This window comes from Prochlorococcus sp. MIT 1342 (assembly GCF_047304495.1).
Classification (GTDB): domain Bacteria; phylum Cyanobacteriota; class Cyanobacteriia; order PCC-6307; family Cyanobiaceae; genus Prochlorococcus; species Prochlorococcus marinus_D.
The window spans coordinates 559914-580833 of record NZ_CP138957.1 but is presented as its reverse complement, the minus strand read 5'-3'; the positions used below and the strand labels follow the sequence as shown (position 1 = coordinate 580833).

Annotated in this window: 22 protein-coding genes and 1 tRNA gene; 15 read left to right on the top strand and 8 right to left on the bottom strand. The window is 53.2% G+C overall.

What is annotated here, in order from left to right:
- Positions 1-49 precede the first annotated feature (49 nt).
- The 5 genes from SIB79_RS03060 (at position 50) to SIB79_RS03040 (ending at position 2197) form a co-directional block, all read left to right on the top strand.
- A complete protein-coding gene (locus SIB79_RS03060) occupies positions 50-787 on the top strand; it encodes a lysophospholipid acyltransferase family protein (protein WP_063402934.1) in 738 nt (245 codons plus the stop codon).
- 26 nt (positions 788-813) lie between these two features.
- Positions 814-1350 carry a hypothetical protein gene (locus tag SIB79_RS03055; RefSeq protein WP_063402935.1) on the top strand — a complete coding sequence of 179 codons (537 nt, stop codon included), beginning with the start codon at positions 814-816 and terminating at the stop codon, positions 1348-1350.
- A gap of 56 nt (positions 1351-1406) precedes the next feature.
- Entirely contained in the window at positions 1407-1640 is a 234-nt protein-coding gene (locus SIB79_RS03050) for a BolA family protein (protein WP_011130466.1), read from the top strand.
- Positions 1641-1662: 22 nt separating this feature from the next.
- Positions 1663-1986 (top strand): Grx4 family monothiol glutaredoxin, encoded by a 324-nt coding sequence (grxD, locus tag SIB79_RS03045; RefSeq protein WP_011130467.1) that lies wholly within the window; start codon positions 1663-1665, stop codon positions 1984-1986.
- Between the two features lie 61 nt (positions 1987-2047).
- Positions 2048-2197: a hypothetical protein gene (locus SIB79_RS03040; RefSeq protein WP_169276521.1), complete on the top strand. Its 150-nt coding sequence runs from the start codon at positions 2048-2050 to the stop codon at positions 2195-2197.
- 242 nt (positions 2198-2439) lie between these two features.
- On the opposite strand, the gene SIB79_RS03035 is transcribed toward SIB79_RS03040, so the two are convergent.
- The gene (locus tag SIB79_RS03035) at positions 2440-2712 is read right to left on the bottom strand and encodes a DUF6761 family protein (protein ID WP_063402936.1); all 273 of its coding nucleotides are present in this window, start codon (positions 2710-2712) and stop codon (positions 2440-2442) included.
- A 146-nt stretch (positions 2713-2858) separates the two neighbouring features.
- On the opposite strand from SIB79_RS03035, the gene SIB79_RS03030 reads away from it, so the two are divergent.
- The gene (locus tag SIB79_RS03030) at positions 2859-3563 is read left to right on the top strand and encodes a response regulator transcription factor (RefSeq protein ID WP_236072498.1); all 705 of its coding nucleotides are present in this window, start codon (positions 2859-2861) and stop codon (positions 3561-3563) included.
- 602 nt (positions 3564-4165) lie between these two features.
- Here SIB79_RS03030 and SIB79_RS03025 read toward each other — a convergent pair.
- Entirely contained in the window at positions 4166-4591 is a 426-nt protein-coding gene (locus tag SIB79_RS03025) for a hypothetical protein (protein ID WP_063402937.1), read from the bottom strand.
- A gap of 457 nt (positions 4592-5048) precedes the next feature.
- Here SIB79_RS03025 and SIB79_RS03020 point away from each other — a divergent pair, with 457 nt between their 5' ends.
- Together SIB79_RS03020 and SIB79_RS03015 are read left to right on the top strand one after the other, a co-directional pair.
- Positions 5049-6161, top strand: coding sequence for a histidine kinase (locus SIB79_RS03020; RefSeq protein ID WP_063402938.1), 1113 nt, complete (start codon positions 5049-5051; stop codon positions 6159-6161).
- Between the two features lie 84 nt (positions 6162-6245).
- Positions 6246-6318: transfer RNA gene (locus tag SIB79_RS03015), tRNA-Glu, on the top strand.
- 130 nt (positions 6319-6448) lie between these two features.
- Here the strand turns inward: SIB79_RS03015 and SIB79_RS03010 are convergent.
- Positions 6449-7021 carry an SRPBCC family protein gene (locus SIB79_RS03010; RefSeq protein ID WP_074161301.1) on the bottom strand — a complete coding sequence of 191 codons (573 nt, stop codon included), beginning with the start codon at positions 7019-7021 and terminating at the stop codon, positions 6449-6451.
- 171 nt (positions 7022-7192) lie between these two features.
- On the opposite strand from SIB79_RS03010, the gene SIB79_RS03005 reads away from it, so the two are divergent.
- The 6 genes from SIB79_RS03005 (at position 7193) to SIB79_RS02980 (ending at position 14217) form a co-directional block, all read left to right on the top strand.
- Entirely contained in the window at positions 7193-8293 is a 1101-nt protein-coding gene (locus SIB79_RS03005; protein ID WP_063402939.1) for an FAD-binding oxidoreductase, read from the top strand.
- 171 nt (positions 8294-8464) lie between these two features.
- Positions 8465-9988 (top strand): glucose-6-phosphate dehydrogenase, encoded by a 1524-nt coding sequence (gene zwf, locus SIB79_RS03000; protein WP_011130474.1) that lies wholly within the window; start codon positions 8465-8467, stop codon positions 9986-9988.
- Positions 9989-10029: 41 nt separating this feature from the next.
- Positions 10030-11319 (top strand): glucose-6-phosphate dehydrogenase assembly protein OpcA, encoded by a 1290-nt coding sequence (locus tag SIB79_RS02995; RefSeq protein ID WP_063402940.1) that lies wholly within the window; start codon positions 10030-10032, stop codon positions 11317-11319.
- 41 nt (positions 11320-11360) lie between these two features.
- The gene (locus SIB79_RS02990) at positions 11361-12788 is read left to right on the top strand and encodes a cobyrinate a,c-diamide synthase (RefSeq protein ID WP_063402941.1); all 1428 of its coding nucleotides are present in this window, start codon (positions 11361-11363) and stop codon (positions 12786-12788) included.
- A gap of 69 nt (positions 12789-12857) precedes the next feature.
- Positions 12858-13448, top strand: coding sequence for a histidine phosphatase family protein (locus SIB79_RS02985; protein WP_063402942.1), 591 nt, complete (start codon positions 12858-12860; stop codon positions 13446-13448).
- A 79-nt stretch (positions 13449-13527) separates the two neighbouring features.
- Complete coding sequence (locus SIB79_RS02980) at positions 13528-14217, top strand: GAP family protein (RefSeq protein ID WP_011130478.1); 690 nt, start codon at positions 13528-13530, stop codon at positions 14215-14217.
- Here SIB79_RS02980 and SIB79_RS02975 read toward each other — a convergent pair.
- From SIB79_RS02975 to folD, 4 genes are read right to left on the bottom strand one after another with little or no spacing between them, the layout of a single operon-like run.
- Positions 14192-15667: an ATP-dependent DNA helicase gene (locus SIB79_RS02975; RefSeq protein ID WP_063402943.1), complete on the bottom strand. Its 1476-nt coding sequence runs from the start codon at positions 15665-15667 to the stop codon at positions 14192-14194. The two genes, SIB79_RS02980 and SIB79_RS02975, sit on opposite strands and share 26 nt — an antisense overlap.
- Positions 15664-16176: a divergent PAP2 family protein gene (locus SIB79_RS02970; RefSeq protein WP_063402944.1), complete on the bottom strand. Its 513-nt coding sequence runs from the start codon at positions 16174-16176 to the stop codon at positions 15664-15666. The genes SIB79_RS02975 and SIB79_RS02970 overlap by 4 nt, the downstream gene beginning before the upstream one ends.
- Entirely contained in the window at positions 16173-17075 is a 903-nt protein-coding gene (crtE, locus tag SIB79_RS02965) for a geranylgeranyl diphosphate synthase CrtE (protein ID WP_196757569.1), read from the bottom strand. The genes SIB79_RS02970 and crtE overlap by 4 nt, the downstream gene beginning before the upstream one ends.
- A gap of 42 nt (positions 17076-17117) precedes the next feature.
- On the bottom strand, positions 17118-18026 hold the full coding sequence (gene folD, locus SIB79_RS02960) for a bifunctional methylenetetrahydrofolate dehydrogenase/methenyltetrahydrofolate cyclohydrolase FolD (protein WP_063402946.1): 909 nt from the start codon (positions 18024-18026) through the stop codon (positions 17118-17120).
- A 70-nt stretch (positions 18027-18096) separates the two neighbouring features.
- On the opposite strand from folD, the gene SIB79_RS02955 reads away from it, so the two are divergent.
- Positions 18097-20190 (top strand): HDIG domain-containing metalloprotein, encoded by a 2094-nt coding sequence (locus tag SIB79_RS02955; protein WP_063402976.1) that lies wholly within the window; start codon positions 18097-18099, stop codon positions 20188-20190.
- A 90-nt stretch (positions 20191-20280) separates the two neighbouring features.
- Here SIB79_RS02955 and SIB79_RS02950 read toward each other — a convergent pair whose 3' ends face one another.
- Positions 20281-20904: an RluA family pseudouridine synthase gene (locus SIB79_RS02950; RefSeq protein WP_011130484.1), complete on the bottom strand. Its 624-nt coding sequence runs from the start codon at positions 20902-20904 to the stop codon at positions 20281-20283.
- Positions 20905-20920 lie beyond the last annotated feature (16 nt).

Here is a 20920-nt window from a genome sequence, read left to right as displayed (position 1 = left end):
GATTTGACCGCCGGTTCAACTGCCCAATCAACATTGGGTTCAGAGGTTCTTGGCCTTTAACTTCGGATGTTTGAACTCGCCAGAGACGGTGTCCTCGGCCCTAGCGACTCGTGAAAATTCCCTGGGTCTCGCAATAGACCCTTTTTTGGCCCCCGTTGCCATGGTGGCGACGCAAGACATCGTCCTGCGCCAATACTTTCGAGAGCGCATCGTTCTGGGGCAAGAGAATCTGCCCATGCAAGGGCCAGTGTTGCTGGCTCCCACCCATCGTTCACGCTGGGATGCATTGATGTTGCCCATGGCCGCTGGCCGTCGGGTTACGGGTCGTGATTGTCGATTTATGGTCACTGTTGATGAAATGAAGGGCCTACAGGGATGGTTTCTCCATCGCTTGGGATGTTTCCCGGTTAATCAGAGCAAACCTTCGCTCACCAGCCTGCGCTATGCGATTGATCTGATGGCCGATGGACAACAGGTCGTGGTTTTTCCAGAAGGAACAATCAATCGCACAGACAAACCCATCAAGCTCTATCAAGGTTTGGCACGTCTGGCTCAACTTGCAAAAAGCCAAAATATTGATGTCCAAGTTGTACCAGTTGGTCTTGGCTATAGCGAAGTCATTCCCAAAGCCTGTGGACGGGCATCAATTTGCTTCGCAGAACCGATGAAGGTCTTGGAGACTGGTCGTGAGGCAGTGAAAAGCTTCAATACAGAGTTGTCAGAAAAGATGCATGCAGCTGAACAAGCGGCCCTCCATGCAGTAGGCCGTCTCAAGAAAGCACCTTAAAGTTTCGCCCATCTGTTCTTCAGTTCATGCGTTGTCGCCTTCCGCTGACGGCCCTTGCTCTTTCTGCTGGCCTACTTCTCTCATCTGGTTCAGCACTAGCTCAAACAGCAGCTTCATCCAATGACAAGGTGCTGGCCCAGGCAGGCATTGGATTCAACGTTTCTGCAGTCCAAAACATGCTGAATCAAGGAGATGCTGCTGTATCCGCTGGAAATCTGACTCAAGCCCGAACTGACTACGACAACGCTCGCGATGCTTCAAAGCAGCTGCTTGGCTTTTATCGGAACCTCAGTGGAGCCTTCCGCGGACTGGATGCTCGTATTCCTCGTGAAATGGATGCCAAAGGGCGTAAGGCCATGGGGCTTCTGGCACAGGCCAACCTTCGCCTTGCCGCACTTTTTCGCCAACAGAACAAACTTGAGCTCGCTGTACCGGTGTTGGTTGAAGTGGTCAAACTAGTCTCGCCCTCCCGCCCCGAAGGCCAAAAGGCCTATCAGAGCCTTCTGGAGCTGGGCTTCGTAGAAACCCCCTATGCCGGCGCCAAGCTGACAGCTCCCAACTGAGTCAACTTTCGACTTGGATCTGCCAGCATCAAGCTTTGAAGTCAACATTGGTCTCCATGGTTCAATCCGACGAGGTGGGTGCAGCGATCCGGCTAGCCCTACCTGATGCCCAAGTCACCGTTGAAGACCTCACTGGTGGCGGCGACCATCTACAGGTGAGCGTCATCTCAAACGCCTTCGCTGGCCTTTCCAGAATCCGTCAGCATCAGTTGGTCTATGGGGCCCTCAAAGATCAGCTCGCCAGTGAAGTTATCCATGCCCTGGCCTTAAGCACCTCTACTCCCAACTAAACCCTATCCCCCCTCGTTTTCGATGGATCCCACTACCAAAACACGTATTGAAGCCCTGATCCAATCAAGCCCGATCATGGTGTTCATGAAAGGCACAAAACTGATGCCACAGTGCGGCTTCTCCAACAATTGCGTGCAGATCCTCAACTCCCTCGGCATGAGCTTCGAAACCTTTGATGTGCTCTCCGACATGGAAATTCGCCAAGGGATCAAGGACTACTCCAATTGGCCGACAATTCCCCAGGTTTATGTAAAAGGAGAATTTATCGGCGGATCAGATATCTTGATTGAGATGTACAACGCGGGAGAATTGGCCGAGAAGCTTGAGATCGCTCTTAACAGCTAGAATCTCAAGCTTTAATTCGTTAAGTCTTAGCAATTAAATGCCGTTACTACTCGCCACAACCTTGCAAGCAAATCTCCTCTATGGAGTGGCTGTGATCGGATTTTTTGCTGGTTCCTGGTTTTTGGGTCGAGCGATCACAGTGATCACCAAAGGCAATAACCCGCTGGTTTGGCGAGGCTGGAAGAAATTGTTTGGCCTTAAAAAGGACTGAGCTACTCAGCAGCATTGCCCCCCTAGGGCATCCCCATCAGCCCTAGAGAGGCTTGGGATGATGGGCTTAACGAGATACCTCTCCAAAACTTAGGGAACCAGACCCATGTTGGTCGCCAACGAGCCAATCATGGCCAACACAGCTAGCGAAAACAAAAGGCAGCTAACCAATTCCTGGGATGTAAACAGGGAACTTGCCCTGGCCGGCTGGTCTGCAAAGGCTGCTGGAATTCCAAAAAGGAATTACCAACCCGCTTCTTTTTTGCGATAAAGAGTTCCAATATCGCCATCTGGGCCAATAAAGCTGGAGGGATCCAAAATCCAACGATCGACAAGATCTTCAAACCTGGCCTGATCCCTTATCTCCAGTTGCCCACTACGCCTTAGGGCATGAATGTAGCCGTCTGCATAGAGCCGCAGCTCCGACTGACTGTGGTAACGACTGGTCAGTTCCTGACAAGCATCACAAAGCGACTGGAAGTGTCTAATCGCCTCAGGGTGATCAAGAGATGTCATGGTCGGAGATCACGGCAGCCTCTTTTGGCAGCTTGCCATTGGATTGGGTTTAGCGTAAGCGCGATCTGTGATCACATGTGACCTCCATTCCCCGCAATCTTCATTCCAATGAGGACACCCAAGTGTCTTCATCGGGGTCTTTGCAGATGCAGACCACGCCAAAGCAGCCCTCAAGGGTCCTTGTGGTGGAACCTCACCAAACTCTTCGCACGGTGCTGGTCCATCGCCTCCGTCAGGACGGCCATCTCACCGCTGCAGTGGCATCCGCCGTGGAAGCCCTTGACGTCTGCCGAGATCAATCACCTGATCTTCTCGTTAGTGCTGAGTTACTTGAGAGGAGTTCTGCAATGCGACTCTCTCATCAGCTCCGTTGCCCTGTGATCGTGTTAACAGCTCGAACAGGCACAGAGCCCATGGTGGGCCTCCTGAATGAAGGCGCTGACGATGTGTTGCGCAAACCATTTGGACTTGAAGAACTCGCCGCACGCTGTCGCACCTTGCTGAAACGGGGACATAGCGGTTTACAGGAGCGCGTCACAGTGGGCCCCCTTGAAGTCCACTTGTTGCTCAGACAAGTAACTCTGCGCGAAAAACCTGTGGAATTAAGCCCCAGAGAATTTGCACTTCTCTGTGCACTTTTAATGCCTCCAGGTATCGTACGAAGCCGCCAGGAATTATTGCGAATGGCTTGGCCTCCCTTCAGCGGCGGGCCTCGTTCTGTAGACACCCAGATCCTTACCTTGCGACGCAAACTTGAGCAAGCTGGGCTTGGCGAAGGAGGTGGCATCACCACCATGCGCCAGCAGGGCTATCGATTCAGCCTGGATACTCTTCCTGATTCTGAATCATAAATATTGAACCTCAAAACCATCGATTAACCAATGATTAAAGACCCTGGTTGAAGTGACAGAAATAGATTCTAAGCATTACTACAAGTTCATGATTTATGATTTAATCAAAAGATGAGTGAACAATAGATTGATACTCAGACAACTAGAGCAAGCGATCAATCCTTAAGGAAGTCTATCATAAAAACAAACCCTAAAAGGCTTACAAGCATGGGTGAGCAGCAATTGCCCAGATCAGCGGAGCGGTACCAATAGCGGTTGCAGTCAGCAATTGAGCACCGACAACAGCGAAGTGTTTTGCAGTCATGATCTAGGACTGATGGCTTCACACACCATCCATCAGATCAACCAAATCTGTTCTAACCTTGCTCAAATACTGCAGTGAGATTGATCACAGTGATGAATGCTGCATCGAACATCATCAACATTTATTAGTCAACAAGTTAACAGCGGCTTAATCAGCCAGCAAGAAGATGTTGATGCTCTCAAGCATGAGCTACTCATCAAAGATGCTTTCTCCAGCTTTAAGCGCAATTTGCATGCAAAGATGTTTAACAGCTGCATTTAAATGCAGCTGTTAAACATCACCTGAAAACTCACCTCGTCTACTTGCTGTCCTGTTGTTTCTTGACAGCCTCCTCAACCTTGGCCTTCACATCTGCTGGCACCTCCTTAGGGCAGTACTGAATCGCCCCAGTGATGATCTGAAACTCAGCACCAGCGAAAAGCTGTTTGGTGGTGAGTTTGCTAGTTCCTGCCGAAGCCACTAATCCACCATGGCGGCCCGTAAGGATCTGAGCGTACGTAGCGGCAGCGATACCAACGGCCTTGGGGAATTCCACGCCAGCGGCACGTGCATTACAAACGTACGAAGAGCCAATGCCTCGATAGAGAAAAATGTCTTCGTTGCTAGCCGGTGTTGCTTTGGACCCACCAGCTTGCTGAGCAAACGCAGCAGGACTAATCAAACTGAGGGGCATCAACAACGAAGCCGCCAAAACTGGACGAAGTCGACGGGAAAGGGTTCGCAATGGATCTGGTCTTCAAGACTTCGCCATGGTGCCCTATCCGACAAGGGTTTAACCACCCCAACTGAGTCAGTCATGACATTTCAACGCTTTAGAGAGTCGAATCAACTCCTATCCCTTCTGAATCGAGGCTGATGCCCTCTCAAGCAAATTCTGATAGTGGATAAACCCTCGTCTTCAATCAGCCCGTCCCACTCATCGCCAGGTTTTTCGTCAATGAGACGCACTGCTTGTATGGCCAACAGCTACAGCGATAACGGCTATCCCCCTCTTTGGCTTATGCAACAACCTCCACGCGGATCAACTGATCCACATGTGGGAGCAACCAATTCTTGCAATGGGAAGAGAGCTATCAGCAACGCCCACTGAGCAACAGACTGTTCATCAAGGTCTTAGCGGCTCTACCAGTTCAAGTAAAAACCCATAATGTGAACCTCAACCTTGCCAGGCACCCGCCACAGTGGATGGGGTCAAAGCCAATCAGCGACAACAGCTTCAGCTCCTGCTTGTAGCAGCTCGCCATCAGCTCTCCAGAAGCGATCTGCGATCAATGATCCAGTTTCTGGAGAATGAAGACTGCGGCTTCAATGTCACGCTGCAGATGGCTGATCCAAGTGAACAGCCGGAGTTGCTTGAACTGCATCGACTAGTGGCTACCCCTGCACTTATCAAGCTATCGCCAACGCCAAAACAAGTTTTCGCAGGCAGCAGTATTTTCCAGCAACTACAAAACTGGATCACTCGCTGGCAGCAAGACATCGTCGTCACTGGCCTGGGCCTGAGTTTGAGGCCAACAGAACTAGATGGCAGCCGCACTCAAAGGGAATTGCAACTGGAAGATCAGCTGCTGGTATTGCGCCAGGAGAACGAAACCCTGATCGACCGCCTCAATGCACAGGAAAGAACACTGAGAATGGTGGCTCATGAGTTAAGAACTCCTCTAACCGCAGCAGTCCTAGCGTTGCAGAGTCAACAGCTGGGGCAAATCAATATTGAACACTTTCAGGATGTCGTCAAACGGCGTCTTGATGAAATCGAATTGCTATCAAAAGACCTGCTGGAAGTAAAAAGCACGAAATGGGAAGACCTTTTCAATCCACAAAATCTTGATCTAGGAAATATCGCCGCAGAAGCGATCCTAGAGCTCGAAAAGCTATGGCTTGATCGAAACATCGAGATCCGTACAGACATTCCCTCCGACCTACCCAAGGTCTTTGCTGATCAGAGGCGCATGCGACAGGTGCTGCTCAACCTGCTGGAAAATGCCCTGAAGTTCACTGAGGATGGCGGAGAAGTTTCACTGACCATGCTGCACCGCACAAGTCAATGGGTGCAGGTGAGTATCTGTGACAACGGGCCAGGGATTCCAGAAGATGAGCAAGAGCGGATTTTTCTTGACCGAGTGCGCTTGCCACAAACTTCAGTGTCAACATCTGGATTCGGAGTCGGCCTATCGGTATGTCGCCGCATCGTGGAGGTCCATGGGGGCAAAATCTGGGTTGTCTCAGAACCCGACAAGGGCGCATGCTTTTACTTAACAGTTCCAGTCTGGCAACGAAATGGACAAGATTGAACTCCGCTTGCCTTGACGGAGGGTCAGGCTTAAACGTAGTTTTCCCGAGTGATCACAAGCACAGACAACTGTGATTACGGCCTCGCCCCCATCGTCTAGAGGCCTAGGACACCTCCCTTTCACGGAGGCGACAGGGGTTCGAATCCCCTTGGGGGTATCAGTTGATAAAGGATTGAGCTTGCTAAAGGTGGGCTTCTATTCGCAAAAGCAATGACCTTTTTCGTAGACCCTTAGCTCGAACAATTTAAACAAATGCTGCTCAAGATCATCTGCACATTTTGAGATGTTTAAACCAAGGACTGGCGACGCAAGCCCTCCATCTCCACTGCAAGTAGATTTGCAGTGAGATCATCTCTCAATCGCTGTTCAATCAAGGCAACTGGCATACCAATGCAGCCCTGAACAGTGAGCTCGTAGAGAAGGGAAGTTGACGTTCCATCAGCCAGCTCACGCATGATCCAACTTCCCTCAAAACGTCTGAAGTCCCCTTTAAGCAAATGGAACTGCAACTGGCCCTCAGATCGATATTCCACCAACTCCAACTGAACCTGAGCTGAAAACCTCAGCCCCAGCAACTGTTGAGAACCCACCTGGTTCAGCCGCACTCGATTGCCAGTGCGTTCCAACACTGTGCTGCTGGCAAGGTTTGGGATGAATTCACTAAGTTTGTCGTAATCGGTCAGAACGTCCCATAGCAAAGACTCTTTGATCGGCGTTCTCAGCTGGACCGCCAGTCGTCGCGCCCCATGAGGCAAGCGTTCCATCGTCTGCTCGATGGCCTGTCGCTTCACAGAGACCGACTCTGGTGAGGCTATGAGCACGGAACCCGAACGTGGTTGAAGATCCTGGATAGGTACCACAAGAAGAGGCTGTGCTCAAGACGCCTAAGAATACCGAAAGAATTCAATGACCGTTGAGCCAATGCCCAGAGACTGAGCTGTGCCAATCGCTAAACGTAACCCGAAAACGCGGATGAGTATGCATACCATCACACCTTCTAAGGTATTCTCGCCGTCACGCTCTTGCTCTTGATGGCTTTCAACCAAACTGAAGTAGTTCTCGGTGGAATCGCCCATATCCCTCTTGTTATTGGCGCTTTCTACGTTGTCAAAGCACTCTTTTACCGAGGCCAAGACGGAAAGTTAGCTCCTTTTAGCTTTTCTTACCGCCAAGCAGCTCAAAGAAAATCATCATCGACAACCACCTCAACCGAAAAGCCTGATACCAAAAGCCCAGCCGCTCAAACAGCGATACCCATTAACCTTTACAAGCCGAAGGCACCCTTTGAAGGGACTGTTCTAGAGAACTACAGCCTGGTCAAAGAAGGTGCTGTTGGCAGGGTCAATCACATCACTTTCGACCTTGCCGGGAGTGATCCACATCTCAGTTATGTAGAAGGCCAGAGCATTGGCATCATTCCTGCTGGTACAGACGTCAACGGCAAGCCCCATAAGCTCCGCTTGTATTCCATTGCCAGCACCCGCCATGGCGACAACCTAGAGGGCAAAACAGTCTCTTTATGTGTTCGTCAGCTCCAATACGAGCTAGACGGCAAAACGATCGACGGTGTCTGCTCCACCTATCTCTGCGACATCAAGCCTGGAGCCAAAACGAAGATCACCGGACCGGTAGGCAAAGAAATGCTTCTACCAGATGATGAAGAGGCCAACGTGATCATGTTGGCCACCGGAACCGGCATCGCTCCAATGCGTGCCTATCTTCGCCGCATGTTTGAGCCCACAGAGCGCTCCAAGAATGGCTGGAAATTCCGCGGCAAAGCCTGGCTCTTCATGGGAGCTCCCTACACGGCCAACCTGCTTTATGACGAAGACTTTGAGCGTTATCTCAGAGAGTTTCCCGACAACTTCATCTATACCAAGGCCATCAGCCGTGAACAGCAGAATCCTAAAGGCGGCAGGATGTATATCCAAGACAGGGTGATGGAGTATTCCGATCAGATCTTCAAAATGATTGAGAACCCCAAAACCCATGTTTATATGTGCGGCCTCAAGGGCATGGAGCCTGGCATCGACGAAGCCATGACCGCAGCAGCAACTGCTAAGGGGATCGATTGGTCAGAGTTACGACCCCAGCTGAAGAAAGCTCATCGCTGGCACGTGGAAACCTATTAATCCTGCACTCTCCAGGTTTTTTAACCTGATAAAAAGACCCGCCCAAATGGGCGGGTCTTTTTATGCTTCCTCAAATTTTTTTGGGCATACGACGACAAAGCATGCCGGGATGGTCTGGAGCACTTTGAATTCACAGATCCTTGGTTACCCGTCAGAAGAGGTCTGTGTTCCATGAGCACCACGATCACCAACCCTTTACGGGTTGGACTACGTCAAGAGCGGGTTATCGCTCCGCAGTGCCTAGTCATCTTTGGTGCAAGTGGCGACCTGACCCACCGAAAATTGGTTCCAGCCCTTTTCGAGCTATACAAACAACGGCGGCTACCGAGTGAATTCGCCCTACTTGGCTGCGCGCGACGTCCTTGGAGCAACGAAATATTTCGCCAAAAAATGGCTGAAGCCCTCGGCGAGACGATCAACGAAAACCATCTTGCTTGGGATCAATTCGCCGCTGGTCTTTTTTACGAACCTGTCGATCTACAGAAGCCAGAAGACCTCATCAAACTCAGCCATCGGCTGGAAGAGATTGATCGACTCCGCGCCACCCGCAGCAATCGAACCTTCTATCTTTCGGTGTCACCAAAGTTCTACGGCAGTGGCTGCAAAGCTCTTGCTAATGCCGGTCTTCTAAGTGATCCCAAACGCAGTCGAGTGGTCATCGAAAAACCATTCGGGCGTGATTACGCCAGTGCTCAGTCTTTAAATCAAATCGTCCAAAGCTGTGGCCAAGAGAATCAAATCTTCCGCATCGACCACTACCTCGGCAAAGAAACAGTCCAGAACATCCTTGTGCTGCGATTCGCAAATACCATCTTTGAACCAATCTGGAACCGGAATTACATCTCCAGCGTTCAAATCACAGCCGCTGAAACCGTAGGGGTTGAAGAACGAGCCAACTACTACGAATCGTCAGGGGCCCTGCGCGACATGGTGCAAAACCATCTCACCCAGATGCTGGCCATCACCACGATGGAACCGCCAGGGCGCTTTGACCCTGAGGCAATCCGCAATGAAAAAGCCAAGGTTTTGCTAGCGGCTCGCCTAGCGGATGAGTTGGAACCTTGGAACTGCTGCATCCGTGGCCAGTACGCACCTGGCGGCACCAAGGAAGCTCCGATAGCAGGCTACCGACAGGAGCCGGGTGTCGATCCCAGCAGCACCACCGAGACCTATGTAGCGATGAAACTTTTCATCGACAACTGGCGCTGGCAGGGAGTGCCCTTTTACGTTCGCACTGGCAAACGACTGGCAAAGCGTCTTAGTGAAGTGGTTCTCACCTTTCGAGAAGCACCCGTGCACCTTTTCGATGCCGCTGGGGGCAGCCCTACAGCGAACCAACTCATCCTGCGAATCCAACCGGATGAAGGAGCCGAGTGGCGCTTTGAGGTGAAGTCACCTGGTTCAGGCATGCGCAGCCGACCAGTAGAGATGGAATTCTCCTATGACGAATCCTTCGGTGAGCCATCCGATGAGGGATACGTCCGACTTTTAGCCGATGCCATGCTCAGTGACCCAACTTTATTCACCCGCAGTGATGAGGTTGAAGCAGCGTGGCGCCTTTACACCCCTCTCCTGGAACTGATTGAAGACAGCCCATGGCAATTGCCCATTCATCCATATGAATCACGTACCTGGGGGCCCGCTGCTGCCGATACCCTGCTTGCCAATGACGGATTGCTCTGGCGCCGACCCTGATTCCGCCTGGCTCATCTCATCTTGATTACTCAGCTCTATCCATGTCCCCCCAGCTCACGCTTCAGAGCCCTCTGCAACTCCCTCCTAGTGAGGTCCCTAGCTATCTCGAGCAGCTCTGGTTAAACGATCAACCTGGCAACACAGGCGCCAAAACATTCTCCCTGCTGGTTTGGCAGCCGGCCTGGGTCGAACAGCAGCTGGTTAGAACCGGCCAGATTGATGGCCCGATCATTGGATCGCAGAGCCAAGAGCTCATCCAAGCTGCCCGCCAAGCCGTTACCGAAGGTGATCTACCCCACAGCACACCTCCTCTGGATTCAAGTGTTGCAGCAGTCCTTGCCCAGCGCAAAGGCAATCAACATGGCGAGGATTTACGTGGGCAACATATTGATGCTGCCATCAGTGCCTTAGAACCACGACGCCTGATCACACTGGCACCAACCCTCGAGAAGGGGCATGACCTCGAGACACTCGTGGCTGCCTATTGCCCATTACCAGAAGAAGGAGGAGGAAACAGCGCCTGCGGAGATGTGGTGGTGCTTCGCGGTGACCATCACGCCCTAACAGATGGGCTGGGAATCCTTCAACCTCTACTACCTGCAGAACTGCCCTCCTGGGTCTGGTGGAACGGCAGCCTGGACGAAGCCCCCGAATTGCTCGAGCGGCTGGCTGTGACCCCACGGCGCCTGGTGATCGATACAGCACTAGGAGATCCCCATCGCTGCATTGAGCTGCTCAAGGCCCATGTGGAAGCAGGCCGAGCGGTGAATGATCTGAATTGGTTAAGGCTGCGCACTTGGCGAGAACACCTCGCAATGGTGTTTGACCCACCACACCGCCGCAATGCCCTTAGTCATGTTGATCAGCTCGAAATCGACGTTGAGGGTCATCACCCCGTCCAGGGTCTTTTGTTAGCCGCCTGGATCGCCGATCGACTGGGATGGCAATTACAAGCCACCCAGACAATAAAAGGGGAAGGCATTGCTGCCGAATTCCGCCGAACCGATGGCACCACTATTCAGTTTCGCCTTATGCCTGTACCCATGGGGCAACCGAGCATTCATCCTGGCCAGATCGTGGGGGTCAGGTTGATCTGCAAGCCAGATGCACAACTCGAACATGCCGTTTGCGTGATTCTCTGTGCCGAATCTGGCGGCTGCATGAGACTCGAAGCAGGTGGCATGGCCAGCATGGAGCTGATTGAAGAAGTCGTCCCCATGCAGGTCGCGTCTGTAGAGATGGATGTAGCCAGACTCCTCGCTGGTGGCCATAACACCACCACCCCCCTGCTGGCCGCTGCGGCCCCCCTTGCTGCCAAGCTGCTTAGCTAAGACCCCCCTTTGGCGAAGCCCTTTTTCAGCCGCCACCCGTCATGGCCTGTGTGATTGCTGCCCCAGCCAGTGGCACTGGAAAAACCTTACTAAGCCTCACCCTCACAGCCTGGGCACGCAGCCTTAATCTAAGCGTCCAACCATTCAAGGTGGGGCCCGACTATCTCGACCCGCAACAACTAACAGTTGCTTCCGGTAGACCCTGTCGAAACCTTGACCTACTGCTCTGTGGCCCCGACTGGGTGCAAAACAGCTTTCATGGCTTTGGTGCAGCTGCCGACCTCGCCCTGGTGGAAGGCGTCATGGGCCTATTCGATGGTGTCGGCACATCGCAGCAAGGCAGTACTGCTGCCGTAGCTCGTCATCTGCAACTACCAATCGTGCTTGTCGTGGATGCAAGCGGCCAAGCAGGCTCCCTAGCTGCCCTTGTCAAAGGCTTCCGAGACCACGATCCACAACTGACTCTGGCCGGGGTGGTGTTGAACCGGGTCAATAGCAATCGCCACAAAGAATTACTGAAAGAAGTCCTCAGCGGCATTGAGGTGAAAGTGCTCGGTTGCTTGCCCCGAGATCCTGAACTCAATCTTCCCAGCAGACATCTCGGCCTTGCCCCAGCCCATGAGCTTGAGCGATTGGAAGCTCGACTACAAGCCTGGAGCGCCCTCGCAGAAACTCATCTCGATCTAACGAGCTTCAAAACGTTGCTCCGCGCACCTACCCGGGCAATAGATCCAATTCATGCCCTGCTTGGAGAAAAGAGCATCCAATCACCACAACCACTACGGCCTGTAGCAGTCGCTCAAGATGATGCCTTTCATTTTCGCTATCCAGAAACCAAAGATTGCCTTGAAGCTCTTGGGATGCCAGTCCTGCCCTGGAAACCACTGGAGGATGAACCCCTACCTGCACAAGCGAAAGGTGTGATCCTTCCAGGCGGCTTCCCCGAACAATATGCGGCGAGTCTTAGTCAATGTGATCGCAGCATGGCAGACCTACGAGCCTGGTATGGACGGCGCCCGATTTATGCCGAATGTGGTGGGATGCTGCTGCTTGGACAGACCCTCACTGATCTGGAAGGACAAGCCCATCCGATGACAGGCCTACTTCCTTTTCATGCCAAAAAAGGCTCCCTTCAAGTGGGTTATCGCAGCCTTGATGGCACAAAAGACAGTCTTGTTGTACGTAAAGGTGATCGACTGATGGGCCATGAATTCCACCGCTGGGAACTCCACCCCACGGGCCCTAACGATGGCTTAAACAACCTTCTTGATCGACCACACAAGATCAACAAACCAAGCTCTCTATGGCAAGTTCAAGGGTGGCGGGTTCCGCAACACAAAGAAGGATGGAGCCATCAGACATTGCATGCCAGCTGGGTGCACCTCCACTGGGCGAGCTGCCCAATGATCTCCCGTCGATGGCGAGCCGCACTCGAACCGCAATCAATCCCAGCAACAAGTGATTTCTGAACAGCACAAACCCAGGGAGACATCATTTGACGATGCTCATCAAAATTCAGCCAGCAGCAACCGTCCTGCATGACATCTCGTCAACTTTGGATCATCCGCCATGGGGCTACCGAATGGGCACTCCAAGGCCGCCATACCGGTAGCACCGACCTCCCCTTGCTACCCCAGGGAGAAAAAGAGGCGAAGGCTCTCGCTCCTGTGCTCAAAGGCGTGAGATTTGCCGCTGTGTTGTCATCTCCCCTGCAACGAGCCATGCGCACTTGTGCGCTGGCTGGGCTTGACATGCACGCTGAAATCCTGCCGGAGCTGATCGAGTGGAACTACGGAAACTATGAAGGCATCACCACAGCAGAGATCCGTCAAACCGTTCCTGAGTGGTCTGTTTGGGATCAGGGTTGTCCTGGTGGCGAGAACGCTACTGCCGTGCAAGAGCGTTGTGAACGAATTATTGAACATGCCCTCGGCATCTCAAACAAAGGTGACATCGTTCTCTTCGCCCATGGCCATATCTTGCGTGCCCTGACTGGCACCTGGCTAGGTCTCGGTGCCGCAGCCGGCCGACTGTTCCGACTCGATACCGGCAGCATTTGCATTCTTGGTTTCGAAAGAGAACAGCGCGTAATCACACGCTGGAATGCCCTCTGCACTGGCAAGTTCTAAATCGAACAACGAAAGGTTCTTGCGCCAAGATTGACCATTGATCATGAGCGAATATTGACAAGCTCACCTGATCGCCTCAATGGCTGATACCACCCTATGGGCCGAACTATTGGCCTTTGGCACCGGCTTAGCTCTCTCGCCGATCCATTTAGGTGTCCTACTTCTACTACTGCTAGGTCCTAAACCGATTCAGCGGGGAAGTTGGTTTGTTACTGGCTGGATCGTAACCACTCTGGTCACCGTCATCCTGCTGCTGACTGTGGGCCACAGCTTGGTGTTGGACATGACCCAAGGCTCTCATCATCGAACAGCTCTCGACCTTCTTGGCGGAGGAGCTTTGATCTCGTTGGGATTAAAGGAGCTCTTGCGTTCGTTTGCTGCAGGAGAAGAACAACCAGCCTGGACCCATACGATCGAACGATTTATCAATTTGCCGCTGCCGCTTTTGATCGCCGTTGGTGCACTAACAGAACTCATCAGCCCAGATGACCTCTTCCTATTTGCCAAGACTTCAGCCGTGGTACTAGCCGCAAGCCTCCCCAGCTGGCAAGAAATCGTTGGCTTGGTGTTTTTCACATTTGGCTCGAGCCTGCTGCTACTGATCCCCCTGGTCGCCGTGATCATTGGCAGAGAACGCGTCATTCCCTTGCTGCAATCTGGCAAACAACTTTTATTTGCCAAAGGTGACTTAATCGTTGGTGGGGTGAGTTTTGCTCTAGGTGCCTACCTTGGTTGGCAAGGAATCAGCGGTCTGACAATTGTGATCTGAGTTGATCCAGCCAGCGACCTTGTGAGGCGGCGGCGGCTGTTTTCCCCACAAGCCACACACCTGTACGGGCACGACTAACAGCCACATAAACCAGTTGTCGTCTCAAGCTGAGATCTTGAGGCCAGAAAACATCACCAGCAACAAACACCTCCCCGAAGCTGCTCCCCTGGCTGCGATGGACGGTAAGAACCGCCGCAGGCCCCAATGATGCGAAGGCATCTCGAAGCAGAAAAAAACGCCGCCACAAAGAACGACCATCACTTTTGCCCGCCGCTTTTGCCTCAACCCTGAGCCTTTGCAACGTGGTATCGAGCAAACGTCTGCCCTCAGAACCAACTGGCGGCTGCAAACGCAACTCCAAATCAAGCTCACCTGCTCGAACTTTGGCCGTCAGGGTGTCAACCACAGGCACAGACCAATCGCTTTGTCCTTCTAAACCAAACTCTGCAAGGTCACAGCGTTCCGGAGTGACGTCACGGACAACCACCTCTCGGTTTGATCCAAGCACCATGTCGGGTTCCTCGCCAGTCTCGGCACCACTACGAGAAGCCGGTGCCATGACTGCTTTGCGTGCAATCAAGACCTCTCCGGGGAGTACCGGCAACTGATCGGCCATATCACCATGAATCGCCCGCCTTGCATGGGGAACCAATTGCTCCAAGCTGCGATTCGTGTAGCAAAGAATCCTTGCTGCATCAGGGTTATCCTGAGTCGCCGCGGATTGCAAGGCAACCTGAGCTCGCTTCAACCAGTTGTTTTGATCCAGGCATCCAACCCGGCCCAGCTCATCCTCAATCAAGGGAAAGCATGGCGGGGACTGACAGGGCAAGCTGCCATCGCGAAGACGACTCGCCAATCTCAACACAGGGCCCTGATGACGTACCACCTGCTGCAATGTTGCTGTACAGGCTCTATGCATTGAGAACACAGGACTTTGGGCCTCACCGATAGGAGGCAGTTGAGCAGGATCGCCTACAAAAACGAGACGTGTCCGAAAGGGGTGGGCACACTGCAGAGCAAGACCCAGCAGGGTGCTGTCGATCATCGAAGATTCATCGATCAGAACCAGGCCCAATTGCTCTAGAGACTGGGCCGTTTGCTCTGTCGACTCACACAGCTCAAGATCACCCTGCCGCTTCAATTTCAAGCGAAGCAGCCGATGAATCGTGGAGGGGTACCAGGTGGGCCTGAGGCCTTCAAGGTCCAAAGCCTGACGAAGCACACCAACAGCCTTGTGGGTTGGCGCAACAACTGTCCAACACAGTCCAGCGTCCTCAACCTGACGCAACAATCGCATCGAAAGAAACGTCTTACCACTGCCGGCGAAACCACTCAGAACAAAGGGATTGCCATGATTCGCATCATCCAACCAAGAACTGAACGCTTCGGCAGCCTGCTGCTGATCTGCGGTGAGCTCAACAGTCGCAGGATCTAAAGAAGACTGCGTCACCCCAATGTCATACCCAATAACTGGCTGAGATGGAGTGGAGAACCAACAAAAACCAATCCCGGCAAAGCCACTGCGGGGCCGATCAAACTGCCCACTAACACTTCCAAACGAGTGTGGCCAAGGCTTTCTTTAAGCTGTTTTTCTGGTGGAGTAGGCCAGGTCTCCACTGGCAGCAGATTCACCCGTGCTGCGGTGAATCCAGCAGCACGTCTAATCCCACTAGCGTCATACATCACCACAAAAGCCACAGTGGCTGCCAGAGCAAATCCTGGGTGATCAAAACCCATCTCCCATCCCACACCTGCTGCTGTACCAGTGACCAAGGCCGAATGGCTCGAAGGCATGCCACCTGTTTCCAGAAGCACTGCAGGTCGCCAGCGACGATAAAGAATTAACTCCACAATCAGCTTGGAAAGCTGAGCCAAGCCACAAGCGGCAAGCCCCCAAGCCAAGACAGCATTATCTAAAAGTCCAAGCCACGCTGATGGGGAAGAATCGCTGACAATCATCGATCGCGGCTGGTGATGTAATCGGCTAGTGCCAGCAAAGGCGCAGCAGAAGCTTGCCAAGGCTCTAGTGCTGCCTTGGCTTCGCTCACAAGGAGTTCTGCACGCCGGCGGGATTCCTCTAAACCCAACAATTTGGGATAGGTGGTCTTATCAGCAAGCAGATCCTTGCCAGCAGTTTTGCCAAGAACATCACTGCTCGCCGTTACATCAAGGATGTCATCAATGATCTGAAACGCCAAACCAATGCCTCTGGCATAGATGCGTAGCGCAGCGATCAAATCGTCTTCTGCTCCACCAATCAATGCTCCGCAGATCACACAAGCACTCAGCAAGGCCCCGGTCTTATGGAGATGAATGAACTCCAAAGTCTCCAGATCCACCTCTTTGCCCTCACACTCCAGATCTACAACCTGCCCGCCCACCAAACCAGGAGCACCAGCAACCAGCGAAAGCTCGCCAACAACCTTCAACAGCCGCTCAGGCGCTACACCCTGACTGCGCAAGGCAACCATCTCGAAGGAACGTGTAAGCAACGCATCACCCGCGAGGATGGCAACGGCGTCTCCATACACCTTGTGATTGGTGGGACGACCGCGGCGTAGATCGTCGTTATCCATGGCGGGGAGATCGTCATGAATCAGCGACATCGTGTGAATCATTTCCAAAGCCACTGCTGTCGGCAGAGCCTGTGCCGGTTCACCTCCAGCAAGTTCGCAAGCTGCCAGGCAAAGGATGGGGCGTAAACGCTTACCACCCGCCAAAAGGGAGTAGCGCATGGCCTCCCTGAGTTGCTCAGGGCGCTCAGGGCCAAGCGAATCATCCAAAGCCTCTTCAACGCTGGCTTTGGCCGCAGCCAAATAAGCAGGGAAGTCGAAGAAGGTGCTGACCGCCGCCGCCATGAACCTTGTCTCGTTCATGGGATTCTCTCAGGCCAACCAGTCTCAAACCAGCAAATCTCTCAGGCCGAAGGGCAAACCGCAATGCTGCTGCCATCTAGCCACGGTATTCACCAAGAGCATGGTCACGGTCATCGGGCCTACACCACCAGGAACAGGGGTCAATGCACTTGCTAAAGGTTCAACTTCTTGCGTTCGTACATCTCCACACAACCTGGCCTTGACTTGCGTCCCTTGTGCAGGATCTACGGGAAGGCGATGAATGCCAACATCGACAACCACTGCTCCTCGCCTGACATGCTCTGAGCCAATCATTTGTGGCCGCCCGGCCGCTACCACCAACACATCGGCCTGCTGAGTTAACGAGGCCAGATCACCGGTATGAGAATGGGCCACGCTCACGGTGGCATTTGCAGCCTGAAGCATCAATGCCATTGGTTGGCCTACCAGGATGCTGCGCCCAATCACAACAGCCCTTTTCCGCTGCAAAGAAATCTGATGGCGTGCCAACAAGGCCATCACACCGGCAGGGGTACAACTGCGCGGCCCAGGTTCACCTTTCAACAATCGGCCAAGGTTGAGGGTATGCAGACCATCGGCATCCTTCTCGGGATCAATCGCAGCAAGCAAAGGCCCTTCATCAAGGCCCTTTGGCAAAGGCAATTGCAAAAGAATTCCGTCCACTCGCTCATCGATGTTTAAGGCCTGGATCGTGGCCAAAACCTTTGCAGCTGAAACCGTTTCCGGCAGATGTGACAGATAACTAGCCATGCCGATACGCCCACAAGCTTTCTGCTTGTGGGCCACATACACCCCACTGGCGGGGTCGTCCCCAATACGCAACACAGCCAACCCTGGCGGCCTTCCGGCTTGCACCAAGCCAGCCGCAATTTCAGCTTGGAGATGCTGCTCCAATTCTGCGGCCAGTTGTTTGCCATCAAGCCTAAGGGCCATTCACCGATCCGATGCTTCCCCAAGCATGCACGCAGAAGAGAGCTAGCGTTTAGGACAAGTGCCAGCTTCTGTGGTCCGTCTTCCAACCTTAAACAGGCTCTGGCAGAGCTGGTTACGCAGCGAGTCGCCGCGGCGTCCGGTGCTCCGCTGGTCGATGCCCCACAAGGCTGCGCTCCTGATGAGTTGCTTTGCTGTAGCAATCATCTCTAGCTGGCCCTGGTTGTTTCAACCGAATTTGAGCCCAGGACTTCCAGCTCCATTTGAGGCGCGAGCTCCCAGGGATGCTCGCGTCGTTGACAGTGAAGCTCACGAACAAAGGCGATCTCAGCTCGTACAGAGCACCTTTGTGCAAGTGATCGATCAACAAGAAACAACCCGACTCAAACAACGGCTAGAGCGCAATCTCACTGAGCTGGAAAGTGTTGCACGCAACAGTGATGCAGGACGGATAGGGCCTGTCAATCTCAACGCCGAAGAACAAATCTGGCTCCAAGCGCGCTCGCAACAAGAACGAAAACGCTGGGATATGGCCATCCGCCGTGCCTCAGAACGCATGCTCAGTCAAGGACTGAACAATCTCGCCCTTGAGCAGCTACAAGAGGCGGCCGCAATTCAATTAGCCGACCTAGGGGAGCGGAACGGTCCTGCGAGAAGCCTTAGCAGCAAGCTGCTCGCCAGCACCTATCAAGGCAGTAGCAATCTGCGCACAGATCCAGCCCTCAGCCAACGCCTCATTGAAGAGCTGATCACCAAACAAGACATTCCCATCATTGAAGTCCGCCGCGGCGATCTGATCACGAGCAAAGGAGAACCCATCAGCCCAAGGGCCTATGCCGTTTTAAATCATTTCGGTCTTGTCAGTCGAGGCCCAGCATGGGGTCCTTTGCTCAGCCGATTCAGTACAGCCCTTGCCGGCTGTGGCGTGATGCTGCTGATCATGCGACGGGAACGTCCCTGCCTAGAAGCACGTCATGGCCTACTGGCAGTGGGATTGCTATTGGTCACTCAGGCCAGCAAGCTCTGGTTCGTTCCTACTGTGAGCCCCCTAGCCGTCATCGTTCCGCCGACACTCCTGCTCGCCCAAGGTCTTGGTACAACCTGTGGCTTGGCTTGGATGGCGGTAGAGAGCCTGCTATGGCCTATGCCAGTCAACGGCCTTGGCGAAGGCCGCATGATCATTGCCTGTGCAATCGCTGCAGTGGCAGCTATCTATAGCCGCCGCCTACGGAGCAGAGCACAGCTGCTGCAAATGGCATTTTTGTTGCCCTTAGGAGCCCTACTGGCTGAGTGGCTGCTCCTGAGTGCCGGCGGCAGCGGGGCCTGGGGTCGATTTGCACCCAATGGCGAAGAACTTCTCTCAGAAGCACTGCTAATGGGGATCTTGCTGATGCTAGCGATCCTACTGATCCCAATTTTGGAGACCTCTTTTGGCCTGCTCACCAGAGCCCGCTTGATGGAACTAGCCGATCAAGAGCGTCCCCTTCTGCGCCGCCTCTCCTCAGAAGCTCCAGGGACTTTCGAACACACATTAATGATCTGCGGACTTGCAGAGGAAGGGGCCAGAGCAATCGGTGCCGATGTAGACCTGATCCGAACCGGTGCCTTGTACCACGATGTTGGCAAGCTCCACGCTCCTCAGTGGTTTATCGAGAATCAGGTCGAAGGAGAAAAAAACCCTCACGATCAACTGAACAATCCCTTCGCCAGCGCAGAGGTCCTTCAAGCCCATGTGGATGAGGGATTAAAACTTGCCCGTCGCTACCGCCTACCGCGCCGAGTAGCGGACTTCATCCCTGAGCATCAAGGCACCTTGAAGATGGGGTATTTCCTTCATCGTGCAAGAGAACTGGACCCCTCCGTTGCGGAAAATAACTTCCGCTACCGCGGACCGATACCTCGTTCCCGCGAGACCGGAATTTTAATGCTGGCCGACGGCTGTGAAGCATGCCTTCGATCCTTACCACCGAACACCTCTGATAGCGAGGCACACTCCACCGTGAAGAGGATTGTTGAGGCGCGGCACCGCGATGGCCAACTGCATAAAAGTAGCCTCAGCCGGGCCGAAGTAGAACTCGTTGTGCGAGCTTTCGTACGCGTCTGGCGACGCATGCGCCATCGCCGTATCCCTTACCCGATACCTGCACAAAAGGCTTTCCCCGATTAAAGGCGCTGTCTAACTTGCTGGACATTCATCTATTTCAGCAACAACCAAGAAAGACCTATCTACATTTTTGAAGCTGTACTTTTCTCTTACTTAATTTTCCTGAGCAGGAAGGAATGGAGCCCTACTTCGTAGGCGAAGCCTCAGACCTGTAAAAGGATGTCGAAAGCTCAATGCTGTCGCATGTAGATACATCCTTTCAAAGAAAACTTCTTTGCCATAAATCGGATCACCCAAAATCGGATGTCCAACACTTGCTAAATGTGCGCGCAATTGATGGGATCGACCTGTCAAGGGCCAAAGCCATAACGTTGAGCCGTTTGCGTGGCAGCTTCTAACCCTCCATTGGGATCGGCTTTCTTTCCCTTGCGGGTTCTTGCCATATAGAGGCGGATTCTTCTGTAGCCGAGCTATCGGGAAGCTGATCGTTCCAGCATTGCGATTCATCCGGCCAACCACCACTGCCAAATAAAGCTTGCGCACTCGACGCGCTGAAAAAAGCATGCTGCAACGCCGCAAGCTCTCTGCCCCTCGCGCCAACAACAACAACCCTGAGGTATCTCGATCAAGGCGATGCACCAATCGCAGCTCAGGGTCAATAAACTGCATGCGACCAATCAGAGAATCCTGCTGATCAACACCAAGACCAGGCTGACTCAATAAGCCTGGTGGCTTCTCCACAGCTATTAGCCAGGAATCCTGAAATAAAATCCTCATTCATTAAGCCCACGCG

Bases quoted from the DNA above. Each gene is read 5' to 3' on its own strand.
- SIB79_RS03055 (WP_063402935.1), top strand. From the start codon at position 814: ATGCGTTGTCGCCTTCCGCTGACGGCCCTTGCTCTTTCTGCTGGCCTA.
- SIB79_RS03050 (WP_011130466.1), top strand. From the start codon at position 1,407: ATGGTTCAATCCGACGAGGTGGGTGCAGCGATCCGGCTAGCCCTACCT.
- grxD (WP_011130467.1), top strand. From the start codon at position 1,663: ATGGATCCCACTACCAAAACACGTATTGAAGCCCTGATCCAATCAAGC.
- SIB79_RS03035 (WP_063402936.1), bottom strand. From the start codon at position 2,712: ATGACATCTCTTGATCACCCTGAGGCGATTAGACACTTCCAGTCGCTT.
- SIB79_RS03030 (WP_236072498.1), top strand. From the start codon at position 2,859: ATGCAGACCACGCCAAAGCAGCCCTCAAGGGTCCTTGTGGTGGAACCT.
- SIB79_RS03005 (WP_063402939.1), top strand. From the start codon at position 7,193: ATGGCTTTCAACCAAACTGAAGTAGTTCTCGGTGGAATCGCCCATATC.
- zwf (WP_011130474.1), top strand. From the start codon at position 8,465: ATGAGCACCACGATCACCAACCCTTTACGGGTTGGACTACGTCAAGAG.
- SIB79_RS02995 (WP_063402940.1), top strand. From the start codon at position 10,030: ATGTCCCCCCAGCTCACGCTTCAGAGCCCTCTGCAACTCCCTCCTAGT.
- SIB79_RS02990 (WP_063402941.1), top strand. From the start codon at position 11,361: ATGGCCTGTGTGATTGCTGCCCCAGCCAGTGGCACTGGAAAAACCTTA.
- SIB79_RS02985 (WP_063402942.1), top strand. From the start codon at position 12,858: ATGACATCTCGTCAACTTTGGATCATCCGCCATGGGGCTACCGAATGG.
- SIB79_RS02980 (WP_011130478.1), top strand. From the start codon at position 13,528: ATGGCTGATACCACCCTATGGGCCGAACTATTGGCCTTTGGCACCGGC.
- SIB79_RS02970 (WP_063402944.1), bottom strand. From the start codon at position 16,176: ATGATTGTCAGCGATTCTTCCCCATCAGCGTGGCTTGGACTTTTAGAT.
- crtE (WP_196757569.1), bottom strand. From the start codon at position 17,075: ATGGCGGCGGCGGTCAGCACCTTCTTCGACTTCCCTGCTTATTTGGCT.
- folD (WP_063402946.1), bottom strand. From the start codon at position 18,026: ATGGCCCTTAGGCTTGATGGCAAACAACTGGCCGCAGAATTGGAGCAG.
- SIB79_RS02950 (WP_011130484.1), bottom strand. From the start codon at position 20,904: ATGAGGATTTTATTTCAGGATTCCTGGCTAATAGCTGTGGAGAAGCCA.